Source organism: Rhizobium sp. BK060, assembly GCF_014193145.1.
GTDB lineage: Bacteria > Pseudomonadota > Alphaproteobacteria > Rhizobiales > Rhizobiaceae > Rhizobium.
Genome location: NZ_JACHYW010000002.1, coordinates 325202 through 352089 on the forward strand (window position 1 = coordinate 325202; position 26888 = coordinate 352089).

General features: G+C 61.0%; 21 protein-coding genes. 12 read left to right on the plus strand and 9 right to left on the minus strand.

Features of this window, described 5'->3' with window-relative positions:
* The first annotated feature begins 22 nt into the window (after positions 1-22).
* From aroA to purD, 3 genes are all read left to right on the plus strand, one after another.
* The gene (gene aroA, locus FHT71_RS03750) at positions 23-1282 is read left to right on the plus strand and encodes a 3-phosphoshikimate 1-carboxyvinyltransferase (protein ID WP_183718920.1); all 1260 of its coding nucleotides are present in this window, start codon (positions 23-25) and stop codon (positions 1280-1282) included.
* 41 nt (positions 1283-1323) lie between these two features.
* Positions 1324-3267: a DUF2207 domain-containing protein gene (locus tag FHT71_RS03755; RefSeq protein ID WP_183718946.1), complete on the plus strand. Its 1944-nt coding sequence runs from the start codon at positions 1324-1326 to the stop codon at positions 3265-3267.
* 80 nt (positions 3268-3347) lie between these two features.
* Entirely contained in the window at positions 3348-4625 is a 1278-nt protein-coding gene (purD, locus tag FHT71_RS03760; RefSeq protein WP_132588434.1) for a phosphoribosylamine--glycine ligase, read from the plus strand.
* Between the two features lie 347 nt (positions 4626-4972).
* Here purD and FHT71_RS03765 read toward each other — a convergent pair whose 3' ends face one another.
* The gene (locus FHT71_RS03765; RefSeq protein ID WP_183718922.1) at positions 4973-5356 is read right to left on the minus strand and encodes an FAD-dependent oxidoreductase; all 384 of its coding nucleotides are present in this window, start codon (positions 5354-5356) and stop codon (positions 4973-4975) included.
* A gap of 303 nt (positions 5357-5659) precedes the next feature.
* On the opposite strand from FHT71_RS03765, the gene FHT71_RS03770 reads away from it, so the two are divergent.
* Entirely contained in the window at positions 5660-6124 is a 465-nt protein-coding gene (locus FHT71_RS03770; protein ID WP_132588435.1) for a plant virulence effector HPE1-like domain-containing protein, read from the plus strand.
* A 106-nt stretch (positions 6125-6230) separates the two neighbouring features.
* Here the strand turns inward: FHT71_RS03770 and FHT71_RS03775 are convergent, their stop codons facing one another.
* Positions 6231-6464: a hypothetical protein gene (locus FHT71_RS03775; protein ID WP_132588436.1), complete on the minus strand. Its 234-nt coding sequence runs from the start codon at positions 6462-6464 to the stop codon at positions 6231-6233.
* 115 nt (positions 6465-6579) lie between these two features.
* The gene (locus tag FHT71_RS03780) at positions 6580-8115 is read right to left on the minus strand and encodes a winged helix-turn-helix domain-containing protein (protein ID WP_183718924.1); all 1536 of its coding nucleotides are present in this window, start codon (positions 8113-8115) and stop codon (positions 6580-6582) included.
* 387 nt (positions 8116-8502) lie between these two features.
* On the opposite strand from FHT71_RS03780, the gene FHT71_RS03785 reads away from it, so the two are divergent.
* The gene (locus FHT71_RS03785) at positions 8503-10320 is read left to right on the plus strand and encodes a methyl-accepting chemotaxis protein (protein ID WP_183718926.1); all 1818 of its coding nucleotides are present in this window, start codon (positions 8503-8505) and stop codon (positions 10318-10320) included.
* A 76-nt stretch (positions 10321-10396) separates the two neighbouring features.
* Here the strand turns inward: FHT71_RS03785 and FHT71_RS03790 are convergent, their stop codons facing one another.
* On the minus strand, positions 10397-10903 hold the full coding sequence (locus tag FHT71_RS03790) for a DUF523 domain-containing protein (protein WP_132588438.1): 507 nt from the start codon (positions 10901-10903) through the stop codon (positions 10397-10399).
* Positions 10904-10999: 96 nt separating this feature from the next.
* Here FHT71_RS03790 and FHT71_RS03795 point away from each other — a divergent pair, with 96 nt between their 5' ends.
* Positions 11000-11440: a YqaA family protein gene (locus FHT71_RS03795; RefSeq protein ID WP_132588439.1), complete on the plus strand. Its 441-nt coding sequence runs from the start codon at positions 11000-11002 to the stop codon at positions 11438-11440.
* Positions 11441-11551: 111 nt separating this feature from the next.
* Here FHT71_RS03795 and glyS read toward each other — a convergent pair whose 3' ends face one another.
* Positions 11552-13780 carry a glycine--tRNA ligase subunit beta gene (gene glyS / locus FHT71_RS03800; RefSeq protein WP_183718928.1) on the minus strand — a complete coding sequence of 743 codons (2229 nt, stop codon included), beginning with the start codon at positions 13778-13780 and terminating at the stop codon, positions 11552-11554.
* 204 nt (positions 13781-13984) lie between these two features.
* Here glyS and FHT71_RS03805 point away from each other — a divergent pair, with 204 nt between their 5' ends.
* The 5 genes from FHT71_RS03805 to ubiA all read left to right on the plus strand — a co-directional run bounded on the left by FHT71_RS03805 (position 13985) and on the right by ubiA (position 20113).
* Positions 13985-16294 (plus strand): Tex family protein, encoded by a 2310-nt coding sequence (locus tag FHT71_RS03805; protein WP_132588441.1) that lies wholly within the window; start codon positions 13985-13987, stop codon positions 16292-16294.
* Between the two features lie 135 nt (positions 16295-16429).
* Positions 16430-17689, plus strand: a complete 1260-nt coding sequence (locus FHT71_RS03810) for a cyclopropane-fatty-acyl-phospholipid synthase family protein (protein WP_132588442.1) — start codon at positions 16430-16432, stop codon at positions 17687-17689.
* A 58-nt stretch (positions 17690-17747) separates the two neighbouring features.
* Positions 17748-18329, plus strand: coding sequence for a histidine phosphatase family protein (locus FHT71_RS03815; RefSeq protein WP_183718930.1), 582 nt, complete (start codon positions 17748-17750; stop codon positions 18327-18329).
* A gap of 110 nt (positions 18330-18439) precedes the next feature.
* Positions 18440-19114 carry a hypothetical protein gene (locus FHT71_RS03820; protein ID WP_210294052.1) on the plus strand — a complete coding sequence of 225 codons (675 nt, stop codon included), beginning with the start codon at positions 18440-18442 and terminating at the stop codon, positions 19112-19114.
* A gap of 39 nt (positions 19115-19153) precedes the next feature.
* Positions 19154-20113, plus strand: a complete 960-nt coding sequence (gene ubiA, locus FHT71_RS03825) for a 4-hydroxybenzoate octaprenyltransferase (RefSeq protein ID WP_132588443.1) — start codon at positions 19154-19156, stop codon at positions 20111-20113.
* A 61-nt stretch (positions 20114-20174) separates the two neighbouring features.
* Here the strand turns inward: ubiA and FHT71_RS03830 are convergent, their stop codons facing one another.
* Positions 20175-20741, minus strand: coding sequence for a DUF6101 family protein (locus FHT71_RS03830; protein WP_037082805.1), 567 nt, complete (start codon positions 20739-20741; stop codon positions 20175-20177).
* Positions 20742-21040: 299 nt separating this feature from the next.
* Between FHT71_RS03830 and FHT71_RS03835 the strand changes: the two genes are divergently transcribed.
* Entirely contained in the window at positions 21041-23758 is a 2718-nt protein-coding gene (locus FHT71_RS03835) for a DUF1217 domain-containing protein (protein ID WP_132588444.1), read from the plus strand.
* Between the two features lie 15 nt (positions 23759-23773).
* Here the strand turns inward: FHT71_RS03835 and FHT71_RS03840 are convergent, their stop codons facing one another.
* The 3 genes from FHT71_RS03840 to FHT71_RS03850 all read right to left on the minus strand — a co-directional run bounded on the left by FHT71_RS03840 (position 23774) and on the right by FHT71_RS03850 (position 26881).
* Positions 23774-25201, minus strand: a complete 1428-nt coding sequence (locus FHT71_RS03840) for an FAD-binding oxidoreductase (RefSeq protein ID WP_183718932.1) — start codon at positions 25199-25201, stop codon at positions 23774-23776.
* Positions 25202-25220: 19 nt separating this feature from the next.
* Positions 25221-26195: an L-threonylcarbamoyladenylate synthase gene (locus FHT71_RS03845; RefSeq protein ID WP_132588446.1), complete on the minus strand. Its 975-nt coding sequence runs from the start codon at positions 26193-26195 to the stop codon at positions 25221-25223.
* 80 nt (positions 26196-26275) lie between these two features.
* A complete protein-coding gene (locus tag FHT71_RS03850; RefSeq protein ID WP_132588447.1) occupies positions 26276-26881 on the minus strand; it encodes a DUF6656 family protein in 606 nt (201 codons plus the stop codon).
* Between the last annotated feature and the right edge of the window lie 7 nt (positions 26882-26888).

The window sequence follows — 26888 nt, forward strand, 5'->3', positions numbered from 1 at the left end:
CAAAGACGGAAAAGACAAGGTTATGAGTAAAGAGAAGCTCACCATCATCCCGCCGGACAAGCCGCTGACAGGCCGCGCCGTCCCCCCCGGCTCGAAGTCGATCACCAACCGCGCGTTGCTTCTGGCGGGTCTCGCCAAGGGTACCAGCCGCCTGACCGGCGCTTTGAAGAGCGATGACACCCGCTATATGGCCGACGCTCTCCGCGGCATGGGCGTGATCATCGAGGAGCCGGATGACACGAGCTTCGTCGTCACGGGCAGCGGCAAGCTGCTGCCGCCACAGGTGCCGCTCTTCCTCGGCAACGCCGGAACGGCGACGCGCTTCCTGACGGCCGCTGCCGCCCTGGTGGATGGCACGGTTGTCGTCGATGGTGACCAACACATGCGCAAGCGCCCGATCGGCCCGCTCGTCGATGCGCTGCGTTCGCTTGGCATCGACGCATCGACCGAAACCGGCTGCCCGCCCGTTACCGTCAAGGGCACCGGCCGTTTCGAAGCGAGCCGCATCCAGATCGATGGAGGCCTGTCGAGCCAGTATGTCTCGGCGCTCCTGATGATGGCCGCCGGCGGCGACAAGCCGGTGACGATCGAGTTACTTGGCGAGGATATCGGCGCGCTCGGCTACATCGATCTGACGACGGCGGCGATGCGCACCTTTGGCGCCAAGGTCGAGAAGACCAGCCCGGTGACCTGGCGCGTCGAGCCGACCGGCTACACCGCGGCCGACTTTGTGGTCGAGCCGGACGCCTCGGCCGCGACCTACCTCTGGGCGGCGGAAGTGCTGACGTCAGGCAAGATCGACCTCGGCGTTGCGAACGGCGCGTTCACGCAGCCGGATGCGAAGGCCTATGACCTGATCGCCAAGTTCCCGCATCTTCCGGCCGTCATCGACGGTTCGCAGATGCAGGATGCGGTTCCGACCCTTGCCGTTCTTGCGGCTTTCAACGAGACGCCGGTTCGTTTCGTCGGCATCGCCAATCTGCGCGTCAAGGAATGCGATCGCATTCGAGCGGTCTCGACGGGCCTCACGCAGATCCGTCAGGATCTGGCGCGCGAGGAAGGCGATGACCTGATCGTCCAGTCCGATCCGGATCTCGCCGGACAGCGCCTGCCGGCCAACATCGACACCTTCGCCGATCACCGCATCGCCATGAGCTTTGCGCTCGCCGGCCTAAAGATCGCCGGCATCACGATCCTTGATCCGGACTGCGTTGGCAAAACCTTCCCTGCCTACTGGCGGACGCTGGCAGGGCTTGGTGTGACCTATGCCGACGAGGGCTGACACTATCTGACGCGGCCGGGACGCCGCAGGCGAGGGGTATGATGATCCGACGGCTTTCCGGCCTCTGCTTCGTTCTGTTTCTGATGCTTGCGGCGCGTGGCGCCATCGCTGCGGAGGTGATTAACGCTTTCGCGTCAAACATCGCGCTTGAGAAGAGCGGGGCGATGACGGTGACGGAGACGATCACCGTCAATGCCGAAGGCAATCGTATCCGGCGCGGCATCTTTCGCGATTTTCCGCTGACCTATCAGGATGAAGAAGGCCGCCTCCGCCGCGTCGACTTCGACGTTATCTCGGTCAAGCGCGATGGTCGCGACGAGCCTTGGCATACCGAGTCCATCAGTGGCGGTATCCGCATCTATGCCGGCTCGGAAGACGTCACAGTCAGCTATGGCCGCCACGAATACGTCTTCACCTACCGCACCAATCGCCAGATCCGCTACTTCGACAATCACGATGAGCTCTACTGGAATGTTACCGGCAACGGCTGGATCTTCCCGATCCTGACGGCGACGGCGACGGTCAACCTTCCTGACGGTGTCAGCGCGACCGACACTGCTTTTTTCACTGGCCCGCGGGGGGCGACGGACAGGAATGCAAGCGTTTCCGGGGGCGGCGGCCGACTGCTGTTTTCGACGACCCGGCCGCTCAACGCAGGCGAAGGGCTGACGATTGCCGTCAAGATGCCGAAGGGCTCGATCGATCCGCCGAGCGCCGACGACACACGGCGCTGGTGGCTGAGCGACAACCGCGACTACTTCCTCGGCTTCGGTGGCCTTCTCCTCGTCTTCCTCTACTATACGCGTTCTTGGCTGAAGGTCGGCCGCGATCCGGCCCGCGGCGTGCTGGTGCCGCGCTGGGACCCGCCCGACGGCATCTCGCCGGCACTGGTGAACTATATCGACAATCGCGGTTTCTCCGGGCAGGGCTGGACGGCGCTGTCGGCCACGGCCCTCAATCTGGCGGTGCGCGGCTATGTGGTACTGGAAGACCTCAAGAACGCGATCATCATCCGCCGCACCGACAAGCCGGTCGGTAAGGAGAAGCTTGAGGCCGGCGAAACGAGCCTGCTGAATGCCGTCGGCGCCAAGGGCTCCCTGACGATTGACGAGGCCAACGGAACGAAGGTGAAGTCGGCGGGGGACAGTTTCCGGGCCGCCATTGAGCGCGAGCACCGCGGCAAATACTACAACGCGAATACCGGCTACACGACGGGCGGTATCGCACTCAGCGCCGCCTCGTTGGTGGCCCTCTTCGTCTTTGGCACGCTGGAGCCGGAGACCATCGCTTTGATGATCATTCCGATCGTCGTTGTCGTCTTTATTTCCGTCTTCGTTGCCGGCTTTGCCAAGTCGTTCCGCCCCGGCAGGTCGCTCGGCGCGAAGATCATGTCCGTGATCGCCATCGGTATCGCCACCTTTGTCGGCTTCAGCATCGTGTCGTCTCTGGCCTTGGCGCTGTTCTCGTCGCTGGTCGAACTCCACGAGACGCCGATGCTGTTTGCCATCGGCGGCGTCATCCTGCTGAACCTCCTCTACGTCTTCATCATGGGTGCGCCGACCCCGCTCGGGGCCAAGCTGATGGATGGTATCGACGGCCTGCGTCAGTACATGACGCTGGCTGAGAAGGACCGCATGAACATGGCGGGGGCGCCCGAGATGTCGCCGCAGCATTTCGAGAAGCTCTTGCCCTATGCTGTCGCGCTCGGCGTCGAAAAGCCCTGGTCGCGCGCCTTCGAGACCTGGCTTGCCGCGGCAGCAGCGGGAGTAGCCGCGGCCGCCTACGCCCCATCCTGGTATTCCGGCAATTTCGGCAGTGGCAATTTCTCCGATCGCATCGGCGGCTTCTCCTCATCGATGGCCTCGACGATTGCTTCCACGATCCCGGCACCGCCCTCCAGTTCGTCCTCCGGTTTTTCCGGCGGCGGTTCCTCGGGCGGCTTCTCCGGTGGCGGCGGTGGCGGTGGTGGTGGCGGCGGCTGGTAAGGCTTCTTGCTCAAGCATTCCTGCTTGACCTTTCGGCGCTCTCCCCTTAACCGCCAGACGGAAACGTGAAAGGGACGGGCATGAAGGTTCTGTTGATCGGATCGGGCGGACGCGAGCACGCATTGGCCTGGAAGCTGGCGCAATCGCCTGCCATGACGGACTTCTACGCCGCTCCGGGCAATCCGGGCATTGCCGAGCACGCGACAATGGTTGCCGTCGATGTCGACGACCATGATGCCGTCATTGCCTTCTGCAAGGGCAAGGCGATCGATTTCGTCGTCGTCGGCCCGGAAGCACCGCTCGTGGCGGGAATAGCCGACAAGCTGCGCGCCGAAGGCTTTCCCGTCTTCGGCCCGTCGGCTGCCGCGGCTCAGCTCGAGGGCTCGAAGGGCTTCACCAAGGATATCTGCGCCCGCTACGACATCCCTACCGGTGCCTATCGGCGCTTCAACAATGCGCCTAAGGCCAAGGCCTATATCCGCGAGCAGGGCGCCCCAATCGTCGTCAAGGCCGATGGCCTTGCTGCCGGCAAGGGCGTGACCGTCGCCATGACCGTCGATGAAGCGCTCGCCGCCGTCGACGACTGCTTCGAGGGTGCCTTCGGTGCGGCGGGTGCCGAGGTCGTCATCGAAGCCTATCTTGATGGTGAGGAAGCGAGCTTCTTCTGCCTCTGTGACGGCAAGCACGTCCTGCCGCTCGCAACCGCCCAGGATCACAAGCGGGTGGGCGAGGGTGACACCGGCCCGAACACCGGCGGCATGGGCGCCTATTCGCCGGCACCCGTGATGACGGCCGACATGGTCGAACGCACGATGAAGGAAATCATCGAACCAACCATGCGCGGCATGGCCGAAAGCGGCTATCCCTTCTCCGGCGTCTTCTTCGCCGGCCTGATGATAACCGCCAAGGGTCCCGAGCTCATCGAATACAATGTCCGCTTCGGCGATCCCGAATGCCAGGTGCTGATGATGCGACTGAAGAGCGATCTTCTGCCGCTCCTGTTTGCCACCGCCAATGGCACGCTCGATCAGGTGTCCGCCGAATGGACGGACGATCCGGCCCTGACTGTCGTGATGGCATCGAAGGGCTATCCGGGCTCCTACGATAAGAACACGCCGATCCGCCATATCCCGGACGCGGGCGAGAGCGTCAAGGTGTTTCATGCCGGTACGGCGCTGAAGGACGGTGCGCTGGTTGCAACCGGCGGGCGGGTGCTCAACGTCACTGCCACGGGCAAGACGGTCGGCGAGGCGCAGACGCGCGCCTACGCGCTGCTCGATAAGGTCGATTGGGACAACGGCTTCTGCCGCCGCGATATCGGCTGGCGTGCGATCGAACGCGAAAAAAACGTTCAGTAGATCTGCCACCAACTTGCTTTTGTTTAGCGAGGCCTCCTTGGCGCTCGGTCGAGCAGCGCCTGTAGGGCTTGCCTCATGTCGCCCGCAGGATAGTTCCATTGGCCGACGACGATGGAACCAAGCGGATGCATGCTGAACTTAAATCGTGTAACGACGCCAAAGTTTCCACCGCCGCCGCGGATGCTCCAGAAGAGTTCAGGGTCGGACGTTGCGCTTGTCCAAATGATGCCTCCAGCCGCGGTCGCGATTTCCGCGCCCAGCAAGCTGTCGATGGTAAGGCCGTATCTCCTGCTGGCCCATCCCATGCCTCCACCCCGGGGTCAGACCTATCACACCTGTATGCGAGATCACGCCAGGCAACCTTCAGGAACTGTCGCGCGATCGAGATCGCCAAGGAGTGCCCCGCCGCCTACCTCGATCGTGCGCGTATCTCGATCGATGGCGATCGCGGTTAGCTCCGACAGATCGAGAACAAGTCCCGCATCGCAGGTTGAGAATCCCGGAAGACTGTGGCCGCCGCCGCGCACCGCAAGCAGGGCGCGAGATGCAGCAGCTGCGTGCACGGCCTTCTGGACGTCATCCACACTCTGCGGGCGGACGATCGCCGCAGGCCGCCGATCGGCGACACCATTCCATACTTTGCGATAGCGATCATAATCCTCATGGTCCGCCGTGATGATCGGGCAGCGGTGCCCCAATAAGGAAAGCTCCCTCAGCAATAAGTTGGACATGTTGCGTCCCTCGACCCTCGCACAACCTCTAGCACATCCTGATCCGATCCAGAAACATCCTGCGATCGAAAAGCTGGAAGCCTGCAATGTGTCGAGATGGTTTCGCGACGCTTCATGTGAGCCGGTAGAGCGCTCGGGCTTTTGTGCGCAGAAGCGGTCACAGGCGGCATTTGCTACCGAACAGCGCGAAAAGGCGTGAGCAAAACGCGAAATCGGGTCAGTTCCCTAAATTTTTACCCTTTCCCCTGACGGGATGGAAACAAAGGCGCGCTAGTCTCTTCTCAACGTGAGACGGAGTGTTCCATGCGTCAGGTCTTCTTTGCTGCGATAGCTGTGTTTGCCGCGGGTTCCGCCTGCGCCTCTTCGATCGATGTGGTCGGCAAGGACACGCGCACCAATGGCGGGAGCATCAGCCAGGAAAGCTGCCAAAGTTGCCCGCCGCTCGAATCTGTCGAGCGCAAGAAGGACTACACCGTCCCGACCCTCACACCCGGCTCGCTGCAATCCTCTGAGATTCGCGACGTGAACGGCGAGAAGAAGCTCTATCGCACCGAAGGCTGGATGGGCGGGTCACCCGTCGTTTTCGTAACCAAGGCTCCGGCCGTGTCCATGACGGCCGCTACACAGCCGTCCGACAACATCGACCGCGCCTCGACGACGGCTGCGGTCATCGGTGGCGACGTCAAGCCGATCGCGGCAGGCGTGGCAGATGCGCCGAAGGAACAAACGGCCCCGCTCGACGTTTCCAAGTTTGAACTTCGGTTCTGATCTCCAGTTCCCTGCCCCAGCCTGACCAAAGTTTCGGTCGACCGGGTCCACCCCTCGCGGGGGATAAAATGCGTCCCTGAGAGAAGCGGGGACGCATTTTTCGTCTCTAATGGGCCTTGCCGGCTGGTGTGCCTCCAAAGGTCGGCGCAAGCAGATGCGCAAGGGCCTGCAATCCTGTCGAAACGTTCACCCGCCGCAGATAGTGCTGAGTGCCCTGCGCCTCCGCAACGGCGGATGCTCCAACCTCGCCTTCGATAGCCGTCTGTTCTGGAACTGGCTCAGGCGGAGGGGAGTAGATACGTCCCTGATCGAGGGAAAGGATGGTCAGCGTCGTTATCATGGCCGTCACCCACTTGCAGTTTTGCTGTGGGAAGCAGTCTCTGCCGGATGAGCCATTCCGGTCCTGAAACGCTCAAGGAAAAGTTCCGAAACGATCCGAAACTAGGATCAGGCCCCTAGCGTTCCGGGACACCCGCTATTCTCAGCCCGTCAAGGACGGCAGCGATGCGATCCGGATATTTGCCCGCTTGACCGGCGCGGATGCGTTCAATCGTGATATCAGGCGTCCGTCGTTTCAAGGCCGCGACGTGCCGCTGGGCTTCCTCCATGCGCCCGAGATGCGCGCTCGCAGCAATGAGCACCCATAGAGTTGGCTCGAAATTCGCATTGCTGGCTAGCGCTCTTGAAGCCCAGGCCAGGGCCTGGTCGTACTCACCGAGGACGATATGGGCGTGAGCGATGCCGCAGAGTGAGAAGTGCGCGCCTCGGTCGCCAGGCGTCAGGCGGTTGGCCCTGTGGAAGTGGCTGAGCGCATCGCTGACATTGCCGCAATGAAGATGTCCGACGCCCGCCCTTACGACGGCCATCGGATTGTTGGGATTGGATTCGGCCGCCGCTTGCAGAACCGCGAGACCCCAATCGTAATCCTTCACCGTCTGCATCAAGGCGACGCCGCAATGGGCCATGACCATGGCATCGCCGGCGCCGTGCTCCAGAGCCCGCCGTGCCAGTGCGCCACATGCCTGCACATCGTCCTCGGTGAGCGCTGGCCAGCCCATCGTGTAGCGATGCTCGAGCGCCCATGTCGCATGGGCAAGCAGCTGCGCATTGTTGGGCTCGGCGGCGAGCCCCTGCATGAGAAGGGCATAGGCGGCCGCATTGTCGCCTTCGATTTCGGTCGAGATCTTGGCCAGGGCCTGCAGGTAGATGTCGTAGGTGGCCACGCTTCTGGGCCGTTCGCGCCGTGATCGCTCGATCTCGGCCGTTTGGATCAGTGGTTCGATCAGCATTGCGACGCTGTCGGTGATGCGATCCTGAAAGTCGAATATCTCGTCCAGAGTACCATCGAAAGTCTGCGCCCATATGTGCGTGCTGCTCTGGCGCTCGACAAGCTCAGCCACGATACGCAGCCGATTGCCGGATTGTCGGATGCTGCCTTCGAGCACGTAGCCGACGCCGAGTTCGGCGGCGATCTTGCGCACATCCATTGCACTGCCCTTGTAGGCAAAAGAGCAGTCCCGGGCGACCACGGCAAAGCTTCGGAACCGGCTTAGTGCCGCAATGATGTCATCGACGATCCCATCGGCAAAATAGTCCTGCCTTGGATCGCCGCTGAGATTGCTGAAGGGGAGGACAGCGAGTGTCGGCCGCAATTCTGGGGCGGTCGCAGCGGCTTTCGCCTCCGCATTCGTCCGGATGAAACGGTAGCCGACGCGCGGCACCGTAGCGATCCATTCCTGTCCGTCGGGTGCAGGGCCAAGCGCCTTGCGCAACGCCGCGACCTGCACGGTCAGGTTGCTCTCCTCGACGGCAATTCCGGGCCAGACACGCTCCATCAACACATCCTTGGAAACAATGCTCCCACGGGCTTCAAGCAACGCTTCAAGAAGGGCGATGCCACGTTGGCCGAGCGCGACGGCGCGCCCGTTCCGCAGCAGGCGGCAGCCGGGATCGAGAACAAATTCACCGAAGGCATGCAAAGCCTCAACCATGCCGGAAATATAGCTTAACGACCGCCAGCGGAAAACTGGAGAACATGCTCTGGCGTGTGCGTTTCAACCTGCGGACGCGCAACTGACGCGAAATTTCCGCTATCCTTCGGGCCATCATCACTTGGAAATTGGCAATTCCTTCACTCTAACTCCAACGTATAGGGGCGCATTTTTCTGTTTGTATTTGTTCAGAAACTTCCCGATTTCATCATCATGGAAACATGTAGAGACTGGTTAAGCATTCCTTAGAATAACCTGACCATTTTTAGCGCCGACCGGTAGCCGCATGTCAATTTCGCAGCAGTAAGAGGGGGTGGCCAATCAGCCCTCGTATACGCGGTAGGAAACCGCGCCGGATATCCCAACCGAGCTCTGTTGCGAGGCATGATGAAGAATTTGAAGATTTCCAGACAGCTTATTTTGCTGGTCGTTGGCCTGATGGTAGCGTTTGCAATCGGAACCACCATCCAGGTTCGCTCCTCGGTCAATGCGATCTATAAGGAACGCTATGATATGCTGCGTTCTGAGGTTCAGTCCGCGGTCTCCGTTCTCAAGCAGTACCAGGCGAAGGTGACCGCCGGCGCAATGACCCAGGAAGAGGCCCAGAAGCAGGCCTACGCTACGCTCAACGGCATGAAATACGACCCCGATGGTTACTTCTTCGGCTATAGCTACGACATCCAGATGATGTTCCACTACGATGCCTCGAAGGTTGGGCAGTTCAACAAGGGGCAGCCGGACAGCAAAGGCAAGCTCTATCGCGAAGAACTGGTCAAGCTTGGGCAGCAGGGCGGCGGTCTCGTCGAATACTACTCCACAGCGAAGCCCGGCCAGCCGGCCGGAGATTTTCGCAAGACGGCATATGCATTGGCCTTCGACCCCTGGAAGGTCGTCGTCGTCACCGGCGTCTACATGGATGATCTCGATGCCCAAGTCGATGACACGATCCTGGCCGCATTGGCTAGCAGCATCGTCCTACTCTTCGTCGCCATTGTGGCTGCCTACCTGGTCATCCGCGGCATTTCAAACCCCTTGAAGGACGTTCACAATGCCCTGCAATCGGTGGCTGATGAGGACGTCTCGATCAAAATCCCGCACACCGACATGAACAACGAAGTCGGCATGATGGCCAAGGCGACGCAGTCTCTGCAGCAGAAGGTCAGGGAGCGCCACGCCATGTCCGAGCGCGAGGCCGCCCAGCAGATGGCCCTCGACGGCGAGCGCGAAAGCAGTCAGCGCTTGCAGCGCGAGGAAGCGGTCGCCCAGAACCACGTCGTCTCGACCATCGGTCAGGCGCTGGAGCAGATTGCCCATGGCGACCTGACGGTCCGTTGCGCCGATCTCGGCCAGAAGTACGCTGCCCTCCGCGAGAACTTCAACGATGCGCTCGGGCATCTCGAAGTCGCGATGGCCAAAGTGAGCGCCAAGGGCGGCGACATCGCCGTCAGCAAGGAAGAGATCCGCCGTGCCTCCAACGATCTGTCGCAGCGCACCGAACGCCAGGCCGCGAGCCTGGAGGAGACTTCGGCAGCGCTCGACGAGTTGACCGTCGCAGTCCGCCAGACCGCTGACGGCGCCCATGAAGCCAGCAAGCGCGTTCATGCCGTCAGCACGGAAGCGAGCCGCAGCGATGCGGTGGTCTCCGAAGCGATCGAAGCGATGAGCGGCATCGAAAAGTCGTCTGCCGAAATCGGCAAGATTATCGGCGTCATCGACGAAATCGCCTTCCAGACGAACCTGCTGGCGCTGAACGCTGGCGTCGAAGCTGCACGCGCCGGCGAATCCGGCAAGGGCTTTGCGGTCGTCGCTCAGGAAGTTTGCGAACTGGCACAGCGCTCGGCCGCCGCGGCCAAGGAGATCAAGGATCAGATCGCCCGTTCGTCCGGTCAGGTCGATCACGGCGTCCGCCTGGTCGGCGAAGCCGGTGAGGCACTGAAGCGCATCTCCGACCAGATCAAGGCCGCCAACGAGATCGTCGCCAAGATCGCCCATAGCGCCTCCGAGCAGGATACGACATTGCGTTCGATCTCGTCCTCGATGAACCAGCTCGATGCCGCGACCCAGCAGAACGCCGCGATGGCGGAGGAGACTACTGCATCGGCTGAGTCGCTCGCCAACGATACAGACGAGCTCCTCAACCTGATCCGCGGCTTCCGTGTCGGCGGCGGCAACGATTATGCCGCGCAGGTTCGCCGCGCCGCCTGAAGTCAAGGACCAAACGAGAAAACGGCCGTCGGAGCGACTCGGCGGCCGTTTTGCGTAAGGGGAGCTATCGGGTCTTTCAGTCGCCCGTCGTTGCCTCGTCCGCAGCGAGCCGCGCGATAAGCGCCTCGATATCGCGATCAGAGTAGACGCCAATGCCGGCCTGCTTCAGGAGCGCCGCTGTCACGCCATTCCCTGCGAGCCTGTGCCCGGAGAACGTGCCGTCATAGACGAAGCCCGAGCCACAAGAAGGGCTGCCGTCGATCAGCAGCGCATAGCGGCAGCCGGTCTGGGTCGCGATCGCCAGGGCGTTCTCGGCGGCCTGCCTGAACTCGTCCGTCACATTGCCACCGGTGATCTCGACGACGCGGGCGTTGCCGGCAAGCACATCCTCGCCCGCAGCCCCACCGTCGATTTCGGCCGGCGGGCGCGGCACCGGCATTCCGGCAGACATCTCGGGACAGATGGTTACCAGCCTGCCTTCCTCGATCCACTGCGCTATCGCAGGGTGAGCGAGCGGCTTCGATTTGCCGTCATAGCGGACGGGATGGCCCATGAGGCAGGCACTGACGAGAATCTTCTCCATGGCTTTGGAATAACCCCAAGGACGTGATAGTTCCAGTCCGCCATCAAACGTGAGGAAGGGGAAAAGGGTGCAGCGAAGGATTCGCGCGGACAGGGCATGACCGATCTTGCGGTCTATTCCGGCCTTTTCCTGGTGGCTTTTGCGGCAGCAACGATCTTCCCAATGCAGTCGGAAGCCGGCCTCGTCGGCCTCGTCCTCACCGGGCAGTATCCGGTCCTCGCGCTGATCGTGGTGGCGACAACAGGCAACGTTCTCGGCTCGACCGTCAACTGGCTGCTCGGCGTCGGCATCGAACGATTTCGCGACAAGCGCTGGTTTCCGGTCAGCCAGCCTGCGCTCGACAAAGCGCAGCGCTGGTATCACCGCTATGGCAAGTGGTCTCTGCTTCTGAGCTGGATGCCGATCATCGGCGATCCCATCACCATCGTTGCCGGTGTTTTGCGCGAACCGTTCCCGATGTTCCTGCTGCTCGTGACTATCGCGAAGACCGTTCGTTACGGCGTTCTCGCTGCCGCCACTCTCGGGGTGATGAGCTGACGCGGGCAGAATTCCATCCTTGGTTCAGAATCTGAACAAGGAGGAAATTCTGCAAATGACGCCGGATCTTAAGGTGCCATCCGCACGTCACATCAGATGCGCGGGCGCGCCTTAGCCCGAGATTTTCGAGAAGTCGGCGACCGTACCGGTTGCCTCGCGGATCAGACGCAGGAGCGCCAATCGGTTGGCGCGAATGGCGGCGTCCTCGTCGTTAACAAGCACGTCGTCGAAGAAGCGGTCGACCGGCGCGCGCAGCCTGGAGAGCGCTTCCATGGCCGAGCGGAAGTCTTCCTTGTCCACGGCTGCCGAAGCCTCGGCCGAGGCCTTGTTGATCGCGGCGAAGAGCTCCTTCTCAGCGGCGAGCCGGAACAGGTTTTCCGAAACGCCGTCGGCGATCACCGTGCCCTTCTTCTCCTCGGCGGCCAGAATCTGCGTGGCGCGCTTGGTGCCGACCAGAAGGTTCTTGCCGTCCTCCGACGTGATGAAGGCGGTCAGCGCCTCGACGCGACGGGCAATCATCAAGAGATCGTCGGCCTCGAGCGTAACCACGGCATCGATGAGGTCATAGCGCGCGCCCTGATCGCGAAGGTAGACCTTCAGGCGGTCATGGAAGAAGGAGAGGAGGTCGAGTTCGCGTGACGATTCGCTTTCAGCAACACCAAGTGAGACAAGGTCGTCCCCGTCTTGGAGCGTCGTACTTGCAGCTTTCGTCACGCCGAGATCGCTATCAATCCGCGCGATATGCGACGCAATCGGCGTCAGCAGCGGAATGCGGACCTTGCGCTCGAGCAGGATGCGGATAACGCCGAGCGCTGCGCGACGAAGCGCGAAGGGATCCTTCGAGCCCGTCGGCTTCTCGTCGATGGCCCAGAAGCCGGTCAGCGTGTCGAGCTTGTCGGCGAGCGCGACAGTGATCGCAACCTTGTCCTCCGGAACGCGGTCGGTTGGACCCATCGGCTTCCAGTGGTCCTCAATCGCTGCTGCCACCGATGCATCCTCGCCCTGGAGTGCCGCATAGCGGCGGCCCATCAGGCCCTGCAGTTCCGGAAACTCGCCAACCGCCTCAGTGCGAAGATCCGCCTTGGCAAGCACTGCTGCCCGGTCGACCAGCTTGTAGTCGGCGCCGATCTGCATCACGAGCTTGGCCGCCAGTGCGCGAATGCGCTCCACGCGCGCGCCCTGCGTTCCAAGCTTGGCATGGAACGTCACGTTGAGCGCGTCGAGCTTGGCCATGCGCTGGTCGAGCGGCTTGGAAAGGTCGAGGTTGAACTTTGCGGCCGAAGCCTCCAGCGTTTCCAGATCCGGCAGATCGCCCTGGTCGCGCTTCCAGAAGTGCAGCGCGTCGGAAAGGCGAGCGCGTACGACCTTGCCGTTGCCGTGGATGATCTCCTTGCCGCCGTCGCTCGCCTGGATGTTCGAAACGAGGATGAACTTGCTGGAAAGCGTGTCGCCGCCGACTGGGCGCGTCACGAAGCACTTCTGGTTCGTCTTGATGGTGAGCCGGATGATATCGGCCGGGATCGAGAGGTAATCTTCCTCGAAGCTTCCCATCAGCACCAGCGGCCACTCGACGAGGCCGGAGACCTCTTCCAGCAGCCCCTCGTCCTCGACCAGTTCCAGGCCGCTCGCAAAGGCGATGTCGCGGGCATCGTGCAGGATGATGTCCTTGCGGCGATCGGCGTCGAGAATGACTTTCGCCTTTTCGAGATTGGCGACGTAGTCGTCGAAGCGCTTGACGGTGATGGCCTCAGGCGCATGGAAGCGATGACCATAGGTCACGTTTGAGGCAACGATGCCGTCGATTGAAAACGGAACGACGGCCGTTTCCTCGTGCTCTGTGCCGAAGGTGCAGATAATCGACTGCAACGGACGGACCCAGCGCAGCGAGCCGGGCTGAGCAGAGGCCGCGCCCCAGCGCATCGGCTTCGGCCAGGGGAAATCGCGGATGATCCCAGGCATGACATCGCTGATAATCTCTTCGGCGGCGCGGCCCGGCTTGGAGATAACGGCGATGTAGAAGTCGCCCTTCTTCGGATCGCTCTGAACCTGCGCCTCGGAAATGGAAGAAAGGCCGGCGCCGCGCAGGAAGCCTTCGATCGCCTTCTCGTTGGCGTCTGTGCGGGGCCCCTTCTTCTCTTCGCGCACATCGGCGGAGCGCGCCGTCAAGCCGCGGATGTCGAGCGTTAGCCGGCGCGGTGTCCAGTATTCGCGCACACCCTCGTAGGAAAGTCCTGCCTCGACAAGCGCATCGGTCACGAGCTTCTTCAGGTCGCCGGCAGCCTTGCGCTGCAGGCGGGCCGGGATCTCTTCGGAGCGGAGTTCTAGGAGCAGATCTGGCATGTCACTTTCCTTGCCTTCTCTGGGGAAGGCGCCACAAAGGCGGGGCTAAAAACGGTCGCCTCTGCTAGCAAAGAATGCCGCATCTGCACAACCGCAAAAACGGCTGCCAGCCGTGCTATGTTGCTGTGGATAGGGACGTCGGGCATTGCCTTGTCGTTTTTCGCCGCTATGGTCCCGCAACTTTTGTAAAACGTAGGAATTCTCATGGCCGCTGACCTCCGCTCGCTCGCCGCTGTCATCTCGTCCGAAATCAATGCCCGGCCGGACCAGGCAAAGGCAGCGATCGAGCTGCTCGACGAGGGCGCGACCGTGCCCTTCATTGCGCGCTACCGCAAGGAAGTGACGGGCGGGTTGGACGATACGCAGCTGCGCAATCTGGCGGAGCGGCTGGTCTATCTGCGCGAACTGGAAGCGCGCCGCGACACCATCGTCGAATCCATCACCGGCCAGGGCAAGATGACCGAGGAACTGCTCCGCAAGATCACCGGTGCCGCCACCAAGGCCGAGCTGGAAGATCTCTATCTCCCTTATAAGCCAAAGCGCCGCACCCGTGCAGAGATCGCCCGCGAGCGTGGCCTCGGGCCGCTGGCGGAAGCAATCCTTGCAGACCGCTCAAAGGAGCCTGCCACGCTGGCGGAAGGCTACATCACAGCCGATGTGCCCGATGTGAAGACGGCACTCGAAGGCGCGCGTGATATCGTCGCTGAAGGCATCGCCGAAAATGCGGACCTCCTCGGCAAGCTGCGTGCCCATATGCGCAGTGCGGCTTTGCTGAAGGCCAAGGTGGTGGACGGCAAGCAGGCGACAGGCGAGAAGTTCTCGGACTATTTCGACCATTCCGAACGCTGGGCCACTGTCCCCGGCCATCGCGCGCTCGCCATGCTGCGCGGCTGGAACGAGGAAGTGCTGACACTGACGATCGAGGCCGATGTCGAAGCCGCCTCGCCCAATAAGCCGGTCGAGCGCATGATCGCGACCGCCTACGAGATCGCAGCGAGCCGCCCCGGCGACCGCTGGCTGATGGAGGTGGCGAGCTGGACCTGGCGCGTCAAGCTCTCCATGTCGCTGTCGCTCGACTTGATGCGCGAGCTTCGCGAGCGCGCCGAAGAAGAGGCGATCCACGTCTTCGCCCGCAACCTCAAGGATCTGCTGCTGGCAGCACCCGCCGGTTCGCGCCCGACGATGGGCCTCGATCCAGGCATCCGCACTGGCGTCAAGGTCGCTGTCACCGATGCGACCGGCAAGGTGGTTGCGACGTCCACCGTCTATCCGTTTCAGCCGAGAAACGACGTGCGCGGCGCGCAGTTGGAACTCGCTTCCCTGATCCGCAAGCACAATGTCGAGCTGATCTCGATTGGCAACGGGACCGGGAGCCGCGAGACCGAGAAGCTGGTGGCCGACATGCTCGCCGAGCTGCCGGGTGCCAAACCGACCAAGGTGATCGTCTCGGAAGCCGGTGCCTCGGTCTATTCCGCCTCGGAAACGGCAGCGTTGGAGTTCCCCAACCTCGACGTCTCGTTGCGCGGTGCCGTCTCCATCGCCCGGCGCCTGCAGGATCCACTGGCGGAGCTCGTCAAGATCGAGCCGAAATCGATCGGTGTCGGCCAGTATCAGCACGACGTCGACCAACAAAAGCTGTCGCGCTCGCTCGACGCCGTTGTCGAAGATGCGGTGAATGCCGTCGGCGTCGATCTCAACACTGCCTCCGCGCCGCTGCTGTCGCGCGTCTCGGGCCTGGGTACCTCGATTGCCGACGCGATCGTCAAGCACCGCGACAGCGAAGGCCGCTTCGAGACGCGCCGCGATCTCCTGAAGGTCGCGCGCCTCGGCCAGCGCACCTTCGAGCAATGCGCCGGCTTCTTGCGCATTCGTGATGGCAAGGAGCCGCTCGACGCCTCCTCGGTCCACCCGGAAGCCTATGGCGTCGCCAAGAAGATCGTCGCTGCTTGCGGCCGCGACCTTCGCTCGCTGATGGGCGACAGCGCGGTGCTGAAAGCCGTCGATCCGCGGCAGTTCATCGACGAGAAATTCGGTCTGCCGACGGTGAAGGACATTCTCGCCGAGTTGGAAAAGCCCGGCCGCGACCCGCGCCCGAGCTTCAAGACCGCGACCTTCGCCGAAGGCGTCCACGAGATCTCGGATCTCAAGCCCGGCATGATGCTGGAAGGCACGGTTACCAACGTTGCGGCCTTTGGCGCTTTTGTCGACATAGGCGTCCATCAGGACGGATTGGTTCACGTTTCCCAGCTCGCCGATCGCTTCGTCAAAGATCCTCACGAAGTTGCGAAAGCTGGCGATGTCGTGAAGGTTCGCGTCGTGGAGGTCGATGCGAAGCGCAAGCGCATCGGTCTGTCGATGAGAAAGGACGACGGTTCTCAACCTTCGGCGCCGCGTGGCGAGTCGCGTGGAAATCAGCCGGTTCGCGGTCAGAACGACCGACGCTCAGCCCCGGCAAAACCGGAGAGCCAAGGTGCCTTTGGAGCTGCACTGGCCGAGGCCATGAAGCGAAAATAAGCGCTTAGCAGTAATATTTGCAAAAATGTCACACTTCGGAGGTCATGTCGCCGGGGTGCGAATTATGGCGCTTGTAAGGCGGATGAGAGATACTAAGTTGATCTGACTATCCTGTCACATTGCGAGGCCTTGTTCATGGCGTCGGCTTTCTTATCGATCGTCAAAAAACTCATCCGCAAGGGTAATCTGAAGCTCACTCTCGCCAATGGCGAGACGCATATAGTTGGCGACGGCACTGGTGATCTGGTTGTTGTTCGCGTTGCCGACGAGGAGGCGGAGAAGTTGATCCGCCGCGACCCCACCCTAAAGCTCGGCGAAATGTACATGGAGGGCCGGTTCATTCTTGAACGCGGCAGCATCTACGATTTCCTGGAGATGGTGAAACAGAACACCACCAACGAAATCTTCGATATCCCGATGGCGGCCCTCCTGATCAGCCGCATCGCTCTTCAACAGTTGAAAAGCCGTCTGCCGGTCAATCGCAACAAACGCAACGTGGCGCACCACTACGATCTGTCCGAAAGGCTGTTCGAACTCTTCCTCGACGAGGATTGGCAGTATTCCTGCGCCTACTACAACCCACCGGGCATCAGCCTGGAGGAGGCACAGGTTGCCAAGAAGCGCCACATCGCCGCCAAGCTCCTGCTAGAACCGAACCAGCGCGTGCTTGAGATCGGCTCCGGCTGGGGCGGCATGGGTATGTATCTGGCCGAAGCCGCGCCCGGCCTTCATGTCACCGGCATCACGCTTAGTGAAGAGCAATTGAAGATCTCGCGCGAGCGTTCGAAACAGCGCGGTCTTGCCGACCGTGTCCGCTTCGATCTGCAGGACTACCGGACGATGACCGGTCAGAAGTTCGATCGCATCGTCTCGGTCGGCATGTTCGAGCATGTCGGCATCGGCAACTTCGACAAGTACTTCAAGAAAGTGCACGAGTTGCTGGCCGATGACGGCGTCATGCTGCTGCATTCCATCGCCCGACCGAAGCCAAGCTTCGCGACCAACGCCTTCATCGAGAAGTATATCTTTCCGCAAGGCTACATTCCCTCGATCGGAGAGACGATCCCCGTGATCGAGAAGGCCGGTCTTCTGGTGCGCGATGTTGAAGTGCTGCCGCTTCACTACGCCCAAACGCTCCGCCATTGGCGCGAGCGTTTCGTCGCCCACAAGGCGGAAGCCGTCGCCCTGTACGATGAGCGCTTCTTCCGCATGTGGGAGTTCTATCTGGCCGGTTCGGAAATCGGCTTCCGCTGGGACGAACTCTTCGTCATGCAGATCCAGATTTCCAAGAACCAGTTTTCCACGCCTGACAACCGCAACTACATTGCGGAGAATGAGGCGAAGCTGAAGGAGTTCGAGGCGACGCGTCCGCCGCTCGAAAAGGTTATACTGTGATCAACCGGGAAGGCGCGGCACCAACCGCGCCTTTTCTTTCTTGGAAAGAGACCGACATATGAGCAGTGCGTTTCCCGAGATCTATCTCGTCCGGCACGGCGAAACGGAATGGAGCCTTTCCGGAAGACATACCGGCCGCAGCGATATTCCTCTGACGGCAAACGGCGAGGAAGCGGCGCGCCAGCTCGGTCCGCGCCTTGCGGGCAAGAGCTTCGCCGCCGTGTGGTCCAGCCCGTCGCAGCGTGCCCGCAACACCTGCGAACTCTCCGGCTTTGGCGCCGGCGCGATCGTCAAGGACGATCTGGCCGAGTGGGACTACGGCGTCTACGAGGGCATCACGACCAAGGAAATCCATGCAAGCCGACCCGGCTGGCAGCTGTTTCGCGATGGGTGTCCGAGCGGCGAGGCGGCAGGCGATGTCGGTGCACGGGCAGATCGGATCATCTCGGGACTGCGGCAGGCCAATGCGCCCATCCTGATCTTCTCGAGCTCGCATTTCCTGCGCGTGCTCGGCGCGCGCTGGCTCGGACTACCGCCGGCTAATGGCGCGCGCTTGATCCTGGACACGACAAGCATCAGCGTTCTCGGCTACGAGCACGATGTGACGGAGCCGGTCATCCGACGATGGAATGGTGTCTAGAAATACGACTTTGACGAGCAGTCCCGACTCAGATTGAGTGCGTGTATAGACGCGCGAGGGAGGGCGGGATACTACGCGAGACATTCAACATTATCGGCAGAAACTGGTCCATGTACGTGGTTGTCGTCATTGGTATCATGGCCCTTTCGATATTCGATGAACTCTCGGGCAAAACGTCCAGTGGAGCGACGAGCTTCATGTGGAGTTATGTCGCGATGTGTGTTCAGGGGGCGGTCATTTACTCCGCGCCGTTTGCTGAGGTCGGAAAGCGCGCGGGCTTCGGAGGAACGTTTCCTTACTTTCTCAAGACGGTAGCGCTTCTCATCGGAGCGCTCGTCATCTCGCTGCCGATATTCATGTTTTTGCCCTCGGAGTTAGGTGTATCTGTAAGCGTGCTGCGGTTCGCTTTCGCTCTGTATGTCGCCTATGCACTGGTATTGTCGCTTTTGGGAACCTGGCCAACTTCGAGCATCACCGGTCACGAGACAACGCTTGTGGATGCTCTCCGGCGCGGCACAGCACGATTTTTCCGAACGTCCGGTCGGCTCGTTGCCGGGATGATTTTGCCGGCGGTCCTGTCGATACTGCTTGTCGTGGTTGCGTCTCAGTTTGGGACCTCGCCGTTGCTGTTGGTCGATGGGAAACCGAATGTCGTCATGCTCGCGATCTCGGCTGCAGCGGCATTTCTTCAGGCGCTCGGTGTGAGCTATGCCGCAGTTGTCGTTGCCCGCGTTTACCTTTCAGGGGACCACGGTTCTGCGGAGTTTGGCACTGCGGCCGCATGATGGCTTGACCCGCACCTTGACCGATCGCTAGATGGCTTCATGCAACAGATCGGCGGAATAAACGGGCGCGTTGCGGATGCGCCTTCGAACAATTGGGTTTATCGGGTCCTGCCTCCATGGCTCTGGCCCTATGCGCAGCTTGCGCGGTGGGATCGGCCGATTGGCTGGCAGCTCCTGATGTGGCCCTGTTTCTGGTCGGCAGCGATGGCCGCAAATGCGACCGCCCATATTGGGCAGTTTTCCGGCGGCCAGCTGATTTTCCATCTTGTACTTTATTTCATCGGCGCGGTTGCGATGCGGGGGGCAGGGTGCACCTATAACGATCTCGTCGATCACCAAATCGATATGGAAGTGGCCCGCACCCGCTCGCGGCCGCTGCCATCCGGCCGCGTGACGCGCACGCAGGCCAAGATGTTCATCGTCCTGCAGGCGCTGGTTGGGCTGCTGGTCGTTCTGCAGCTTAACTGGTTTTCGGTCATCCTCGGCGTCGTTTCGCTCGCCATCGTAGCGCTTTATCCCTTTGCCAAGCGCTTCACGGACTGGCCGCAATTCTTCCTCGGCCTTGCCTTTTCCTGGGGCGCTTTGATGGGTTGGGCGGCGATCTTTGGCAGCCTTTCGCTGGCGCCGATCCTCCTCTACGTCGCCTCGGTGGTCTGGACGATCGGTTACGACACGATTTATGCCCATCAGGACAAGGAGGACGATGAGCTGATCGGCGTTCGTTCCACCGCGCGGCTATTCGGCGACAAGACGAAACAGTGGCTCGTCGGTCTCTATGGCCTGACGCTCGTGCTCGCCTTCTGCGCCTTCCTGGTTGCGGGCGTCGGCCTGTTTGCCTATCTCGGCCTGCTCATTGCTGCCGGCTTGTTTGCCTGGCAAATCGTAACGCTGGATATCAGCGACGGCGATCAGTGCCTGGCATTGTTCAAGTCCAACAATCGCGTTGGTCTGATCATTTTCCTCGGCCTCTTTCTTTCTCTTCTTTTCGTCCTGCCCTGAGGCGGAAACGACAATGCCCGGCACAGCGGCCGGGCATTGATAATCTGAAACGGCGCGCCGCTTAGCTGCGGGCGATAATTTCCTTGCCTTCGATCTTCATGGCGACGCCGAGCTTTCCGGTCGTGCGGCGCACGAGGAAGCGCGGGCGGCGATTGGCGAAGTAGGAGTGGCGGCGCCGCGGCTTCAAGGCGCTGGTGCGTAGGTCGCCGAGATGTTCTTCGAGCGGACGTGCGACGCCGTCGGCCTCGACCATCAGCATCGGAATGCGGAAGGCTTCCGACCAGCTGCGCCAATCGGCGGCGATATCCGCGAGGTCGTGAGCGACCAGCAGCGGTACGCAGAGCTCCGGATCTTCGTGGTGAAGCTCCAGTGTTACGGTCACTTCGCCGTTGCCGTGGTCAATGGCGCGGGCGGCAACGCCCTTGAAGGCGCGCTTGGGAAGTGCGATCGAAAGCGGTAGGCCGCTTGAGGGAAGAACCTTGCGCAGGATAGCGCCACGTTCGTCGATCGTTATGCTGACGTCACTTGAGGAGTCGTGGATGGCGTAGCTGACCTGCTGGGGAAAGCGAGACGGATCGAGACGCAGTGTCGTTCCAGCCCATACGGGCTTCATAACGGTGTTGTTCATGTTCATTCTACCCTTGTCTTACCTGAGAGCCGGTTTCCGGTCTTCTCCTCGGGGCTTTTCGCCCTCTATGGCTCGACAATAGGCGGCGCCTGTTCCGGACAGCTTAAAAATCGCGGTTAAGAAAACTTTGCCTCCCTGGATGGTTATCAAAACCGAAGCCGGCAAGGTTTCCGGAGGGTGAACGCCGGCTGTGCCATATTGCAACGCAGGATGGGTAAGTCTCGGGTAAGTTTTTTATCGCAAAATAGCGCAGAACCAATCTGTCATACTTTGAAGACTTTGCCGGAAAAGGGCGCGTTATGATCTCTGCTTCGATGGCCTACAACATACTGTCGGGGAACATGAAGCAGAGCCTGGATCGGGTTGCCGCCCAGGCAACGGTCAAGCGCGACGCCGAGTATTACAAGGACAACATCAACAAGGTCAAAGACGTCGACGATTTCCTTGGCAACTACCGCCTCTACAGCTACGCGATGAAGGCCTATGGCCTAGATGACATGACTTACGCCAAGGCCTTCATGAAGAAGGTGCTGGAAAGCGATCTCACCGATGCCGATAGCTTCGCCAACAAGCTGACAGATACGCGATACAAGGAGTTCGCTGCCGCGTTCAATTTCAATTCGCCGGCAGCGGATGCGCAGAGCGACGCCCAGGAAGACGATCTGATTGGTCTCTACACACAGTCCTTCGCGGACGAGAGCAAGAATGCCACGACCGAGACCGACTACTACAGCAACGCAATCGACGCAGTGCAGGATGTTTCCGACATCGTCAGCAACAGTCGTGTGCGCACCTATGTCCTGAAAGCCTACGGTATTGACCCGACCTACGTCTCGAAGGACTTCCTGACGCAGGTTCTGACAAGCGACGTCAACGATCCAAACAGCTTCGTGAACGTCAGCGGCAACGACAAATACAAGGCGCTTGCTGCGCAATTCAATTTCAACGCCGATGGCACGGTCAGTGGTGCTGCTCAGACGACTGCGCAGAAGAATGCTGTAATGGAGCAGTACAATCTGACTGTTCCGTCAATCGCGACGCCGGCGGCCGCCGACTATAACAAGGCCTACTACCTGTCCAAGATCGGAACGATCACAAATGTCTCCGACCTAGTAGCGGATAGCCGGCTGGCGTCCTATATCAAGACAGCGTTCAGCATGGGGGACCTCAGCAATGCTGCCCTGAAGCTGGTGCTGACCGATTCCAACTATGCGAATACGTTGGGCTATGGTGAAGCCTACAGCGCGTTCAACTTTAACGCGGACGGCACGATCGATTCCACCGCTGCCTCCTATACCGCGCAAACCTCCGATCAGATCGATGCCATGGCTGACATGGCGTCCGCAGCGTCGAGCTACTACCAGTCCAAGATTGTCACAATTACGAATGTCGACGATCTGATAGCCGATCCAAGGTTGACGCGCTTCATCAAGGATGCCTACGGCATGCCGCAGACGCTGAGCGATGCCGATCTGAAGAGCGTGCTCACGGACACGACCTATGCCTCGACGCTCGGCTACGACAACGTCCCCGCGGCCTTTAACTTTCTCGCCGATGGCACAGTGTCGGACATAGGCGTTGCGCAGACCACTGCGCAGGCGCGTTCCACAAATTCCGGCGCCAATGCCAACCTTGACTATTTCCAAAGCAAGATAGGCGCCATCTCCAACGTGGACCAGCTGATCGCGGATCAGAAGCTTACAAGCCTCATCAAGTCGGTGTATCGGATGCCTGCCGATACCAGCGACGCGGACCTGAAGAGCATTCTGACTGATCCAAGCTTTGCCTCCGCTCAGGGCTTTACCAGCGTCAACCAGGCATTCAGCTTCGCCTCGGACGGATCAGCCGCGGCGGCCTCCGGTCCGCAGAGCGCCGAACAGCAGATGAACACGACCGACAGCTATGCGGTCCGTTATGATGATGCACAGCAAGAGGCCATCGACGCTGCCGTCGCCAACTACAAAGAGCGGATGAGCGACGACAACATCAAGAAGGTGGATGATTTCCTCCGCTCCAATGCGACGGCGGATCTGAATAAGAAGAACGACGACCTGCCTGACCCCTATCAAATGGCGCTGCGCGCCTATGGGCTGACGGAGCAGGATGTGCCGCGTTCGACATTGCGCAAGCTTTTGAAGAGCGACCCCTATGATCCGAACAGTTATGTCGCCTCGTTCAAGGACGAGCGCATCACGAATCTCGTCCGCGCCTTCAATTTCGGCAGCGACGGCAAGATTACGTCGGAAGTGCAGGCTCTCTCTCCTGCCGTCATGGCCAAGTATGCGACAAACTACAAGTCGCGTGCCACCATGGGAATGAGCGACGGCTCGATCAAGGACAAGGCCTCGAAGGATGCGACGACGGCCGTCGACAATTTCGCCAAGGGCATGGCAGAGGTAAAGTCGCTCGACGATTTCCTGACGAATGACAAGCTAACAAGCTTCGTGCTGAAGGCGAACGGTCTCGACCCCACGAAATACGACGAGGAGACCTTGCGGAAGATCTTCACGTCTGACCCGTCCGATCCGAAGAGCTATCTGAACACAAAGGCAGATTCGAAGCTCAAGGAAATCGTCGCCGACTTCAATTTCGATACCGAGGGCGACCTGACCCGCGCCAAGATCGGCGCGGTCCAGAACGTCGGCGCCGAGGATCGCACGCAGCAGAGCTATCTCCAGCAGACCCTCGAAACGCAGCAGGGTGAAAGCAATGACGGCGTTCGCCTTGCTCTCTATTTTGCCCGCAAGGCGCCCGACATAACCTCGCTCTACACCATCCTCGGGGACAAGGCGCTGTTCCAGGTGATCACGACCACCTATAGCCTGCCGAGCGGCATTTCGAGCATGGATGTCGAAAAGCAGGTCGATCTTCTGAAGAAGTTCGTGAATCTCGACGATCTTCAGGATTCGAAGAAAGTCGACAAGCTGATGAAGCGCTTCACCGCTATGTACGATCTGCAAAACAGCTCCAGCAATTCGCCCGCACTGACGATTCTGACCGGCGGCACGTCGAGCTGACGATCTCGAATACCTCTAATCGACGCTGACGACCTTGCCAGGGTTCATGATGCCGGCCGGGTCGAAGGCGCGCTTGATCCTGCGCATCAGGTCCATTTCGATCGCCGGGCGGATCGAAGCCAGTTCATCGCGCTTCAGCTGACCGATCCCATGCTCGGCCGAAATCGATCCGCCATGCGCCAGCACGAAGCCATGGACGACGTGGTTCATCTCGCGCCAGCGCGCCAGAAAGGCCTGCTTGTCTGCACCGATCGGCTGGGAAATGTTGTAGTGAATATTGCCGTCGCCCATATGGCCGAAGGCGCAGATGCGGGCGCCGGGCATCGCGGCCATCACCGCTTCGCCGGCCTCGCGCATGAAGGCCGGGATTGCCGAAACCGGCACGGAAACGTCATGCTTGATCGATCCGCCTTCCGGCTTCTGTGCGTCCGACATGCTTTCGCGCATATGCCAGAGCGCCTTCTGTTGCGCGACCGAAGAGGCGACCGCCGCGTCCTGAACCAACCCGGCTTCGAAGCCCTGCTCAAGCAGTGCCGTCATCATTCGCTCGGCGGTCTCGGCCGAATCGGACGTGGAAATATCGACTAGGACATACCAGGGATGCGTCGATTCCAGCGGATCGCGCACGCCCTCGATGTTGCGGGCGGTAATCTCGACGCCGAAGCGTGGCATCAGCTCAAAGCCCGTCAGCGAGGAGCCGCAAAGGCTGGACGCCAGGTTGAAGAACGCAAGGGCATCCTCGACCGAGTTAAGGCCCGCGAACGCGACCTGCTTGCCAAGCGGTTGCGGAAAGAGCTTCAGCACTGCGCCGGTGATGATGCCGAGCGTGCCTTCAGCGCCGATGAAGAGGTCGCGCAGATCGTAGCCGGTGTTGTCCTTCTTGAGGCGACGTAGTCCGTTCCAGATTTCGCCGGTGGGCAGCACGACCTCGAGGCCGAGGCAGAGCTGGCGCATGTTGCCATAGGCAAGCACGGCGGTACCGCCGGCATTCGTCGAGAGATTGCCGCCGATCCGGCACGAGCCCTCGGAGCCAAGCGACAACGGAAATAGCCTGCCGTGCGCCTCTGCGGCCATCTGCACGTCTGCGAGGATCGCGCCGCCATCGGCGACCAGAATGTTGGCTACCGGATCGACATCCCGAACCTTGTTCATGCGCTCGAGCGAAATTATGATGTCGGACTTGCCCTCGCGCGGCGTCTGGCCGCCGACGAGACCCGTGTTGCCCGTTTGCGGCACGACGGCAGTTCCGGTCTCGGTTGCGAGCTTCAGGATCGCCGACACTTCTTCGACGGAGCCGGGCTTCAGAAGGAGAGGCGAGGAGCCATGGTAAAGGCCGCGGTTTTCGATGAGATGCGGCGCGAGATCCGCCTCGCTGCGAAGCGCGTGTTTCTCGCCGACGATGGCGGCGAAGCGGTCGAGAAGTTCGGGAGAAACGCTGCTCATCGAAACGTGGTCCTTTTCGCTATTCGCGTGGCGCGGCAGCGCGGCGCAGCCGGTCGTTAATTGCCTCGCCAAGTCCTTCGTCGGGGATGGCTGAAAAGGCGATCGTCGAGGCGCCGCTGGCATCGGCCTTCTTCATATAGTCGAACAGATTGGCCGCTGCCTCGGCAAGATCCCCGTCGCGGCTGAGATTGAGCACGATCTTTGCATCATCGGCGCCGGCAACGGAGGTCTTGCCGAAGGCAATTAATGCCTCGGTGGAATCGACATGCGTCGCGTCCAAGCGGACACTTGCGCCAGGCGCATAGTGGGACGCCAACATCCCTGGCGCCTCGATGGCAGCAGACGCCTTCCGAGATCTCAGAAGCTTCTGACCGGCCACGCGTTCGATCTCGGAGGCCGGCAACCCGCCTGGTCTAAGGAGCCGGACTTTGCCGCCCTGGACCTTGACGATCGTGGACTCGACACCGACGGTGCTGGCGCCGGCATCGAGGATCAGCTTGATGCGCTCGCCGAGATCGGCGTCGACATGGGCAGCGCTCGTTGCACTGATCTTGCCCGACGTATTGGCGCTGGGCGCGGCGAGCGGCCGCCCGAAGGCGCGGATCAATTCGCCTGCAAACCCCTTCGGCACGCGGATGCCGACGGTATCGAGACCCGCAGTTGCCAGCGAATGAATGGCGCTCTCGGGTTTCAGCGGGAGCACGAGCGTGAGCGGGCCGGGCCAGAAGGCTTCGGCCAGCGCGCGCGAAACGGGGTCAAACTCCGCGTGTCTTTCGGCCATGGCAAGATCGGCCATGTGGCAGATGAGCGGGTTGAAGCGCGGGCGGCCCTTGGTCTCGTAAATATGGGCGATCGCAACCGGATTGGTGGCATCGGCGGCGAGCCCGTAGACGGTCTCCGTCGGGATTGCGATCGGGAATCCGTCGCCAAGTACCGCACAACCGGCTTCGATAGCCTGCTGCCTGTCCTTTGTGATGTCGATCGATCGTGCCATGCGCTGTCCGGATTGCTGTCCGGCAGTCCTTATGCCTTCCCGGCGATTGGATCAATATCAGAGCGGGCCGATGATGCCGATCAGAGCTGGCGAATGATCTCGCGCAGCTGCTCGTTGCGTGCGCCAAGCAGCAGCACATTCTTGATGGCGATTTGCGGATCGTCGGTCCGGAAGAGCAGGCCGTTGCCCCGCACCGAGCGGTCGATCGTCATCTTTTCGGGTGTATGTTCGCCCGGCTTAATGGCGACGGCGAAGTACATGCGCGAATACTTGACATCGATCTTCTGGAAGAAATTGTCGTTGTCGCCGATGTCGGCGTAGAAATTCGCGATGTAGAACGCCCAGCTGACTTCCTCGTAGCGGGCGAATTTCGTCCGCGCCGCCGTCACATGGCAGTAGCCGAGATGCGGGCTGTCCTCCAGCGTCCGATGAAACAGCATCTTTGGAAACTGGATCGAGTGGTGAAAGCCATTGATATGTTGATGCGTTCTGGCGCCGGCGGTCTCCAGCTTGCGGCCCGTCCTCTCCGCGACTTCGTCATGCGTGAGGTAGCGCCGTTCCTCGGCGAGCCAGTGCGCCCGGGTGCGCGTGATCTTTCCCGTGCGCAGAAATTCGGAATGCGAGGCGACCGGTGCCGCGCTGCGTGCATTGCTGTTGCTGGCGTCGAAATAGCGAAGCTTCGCCATGGTGGAT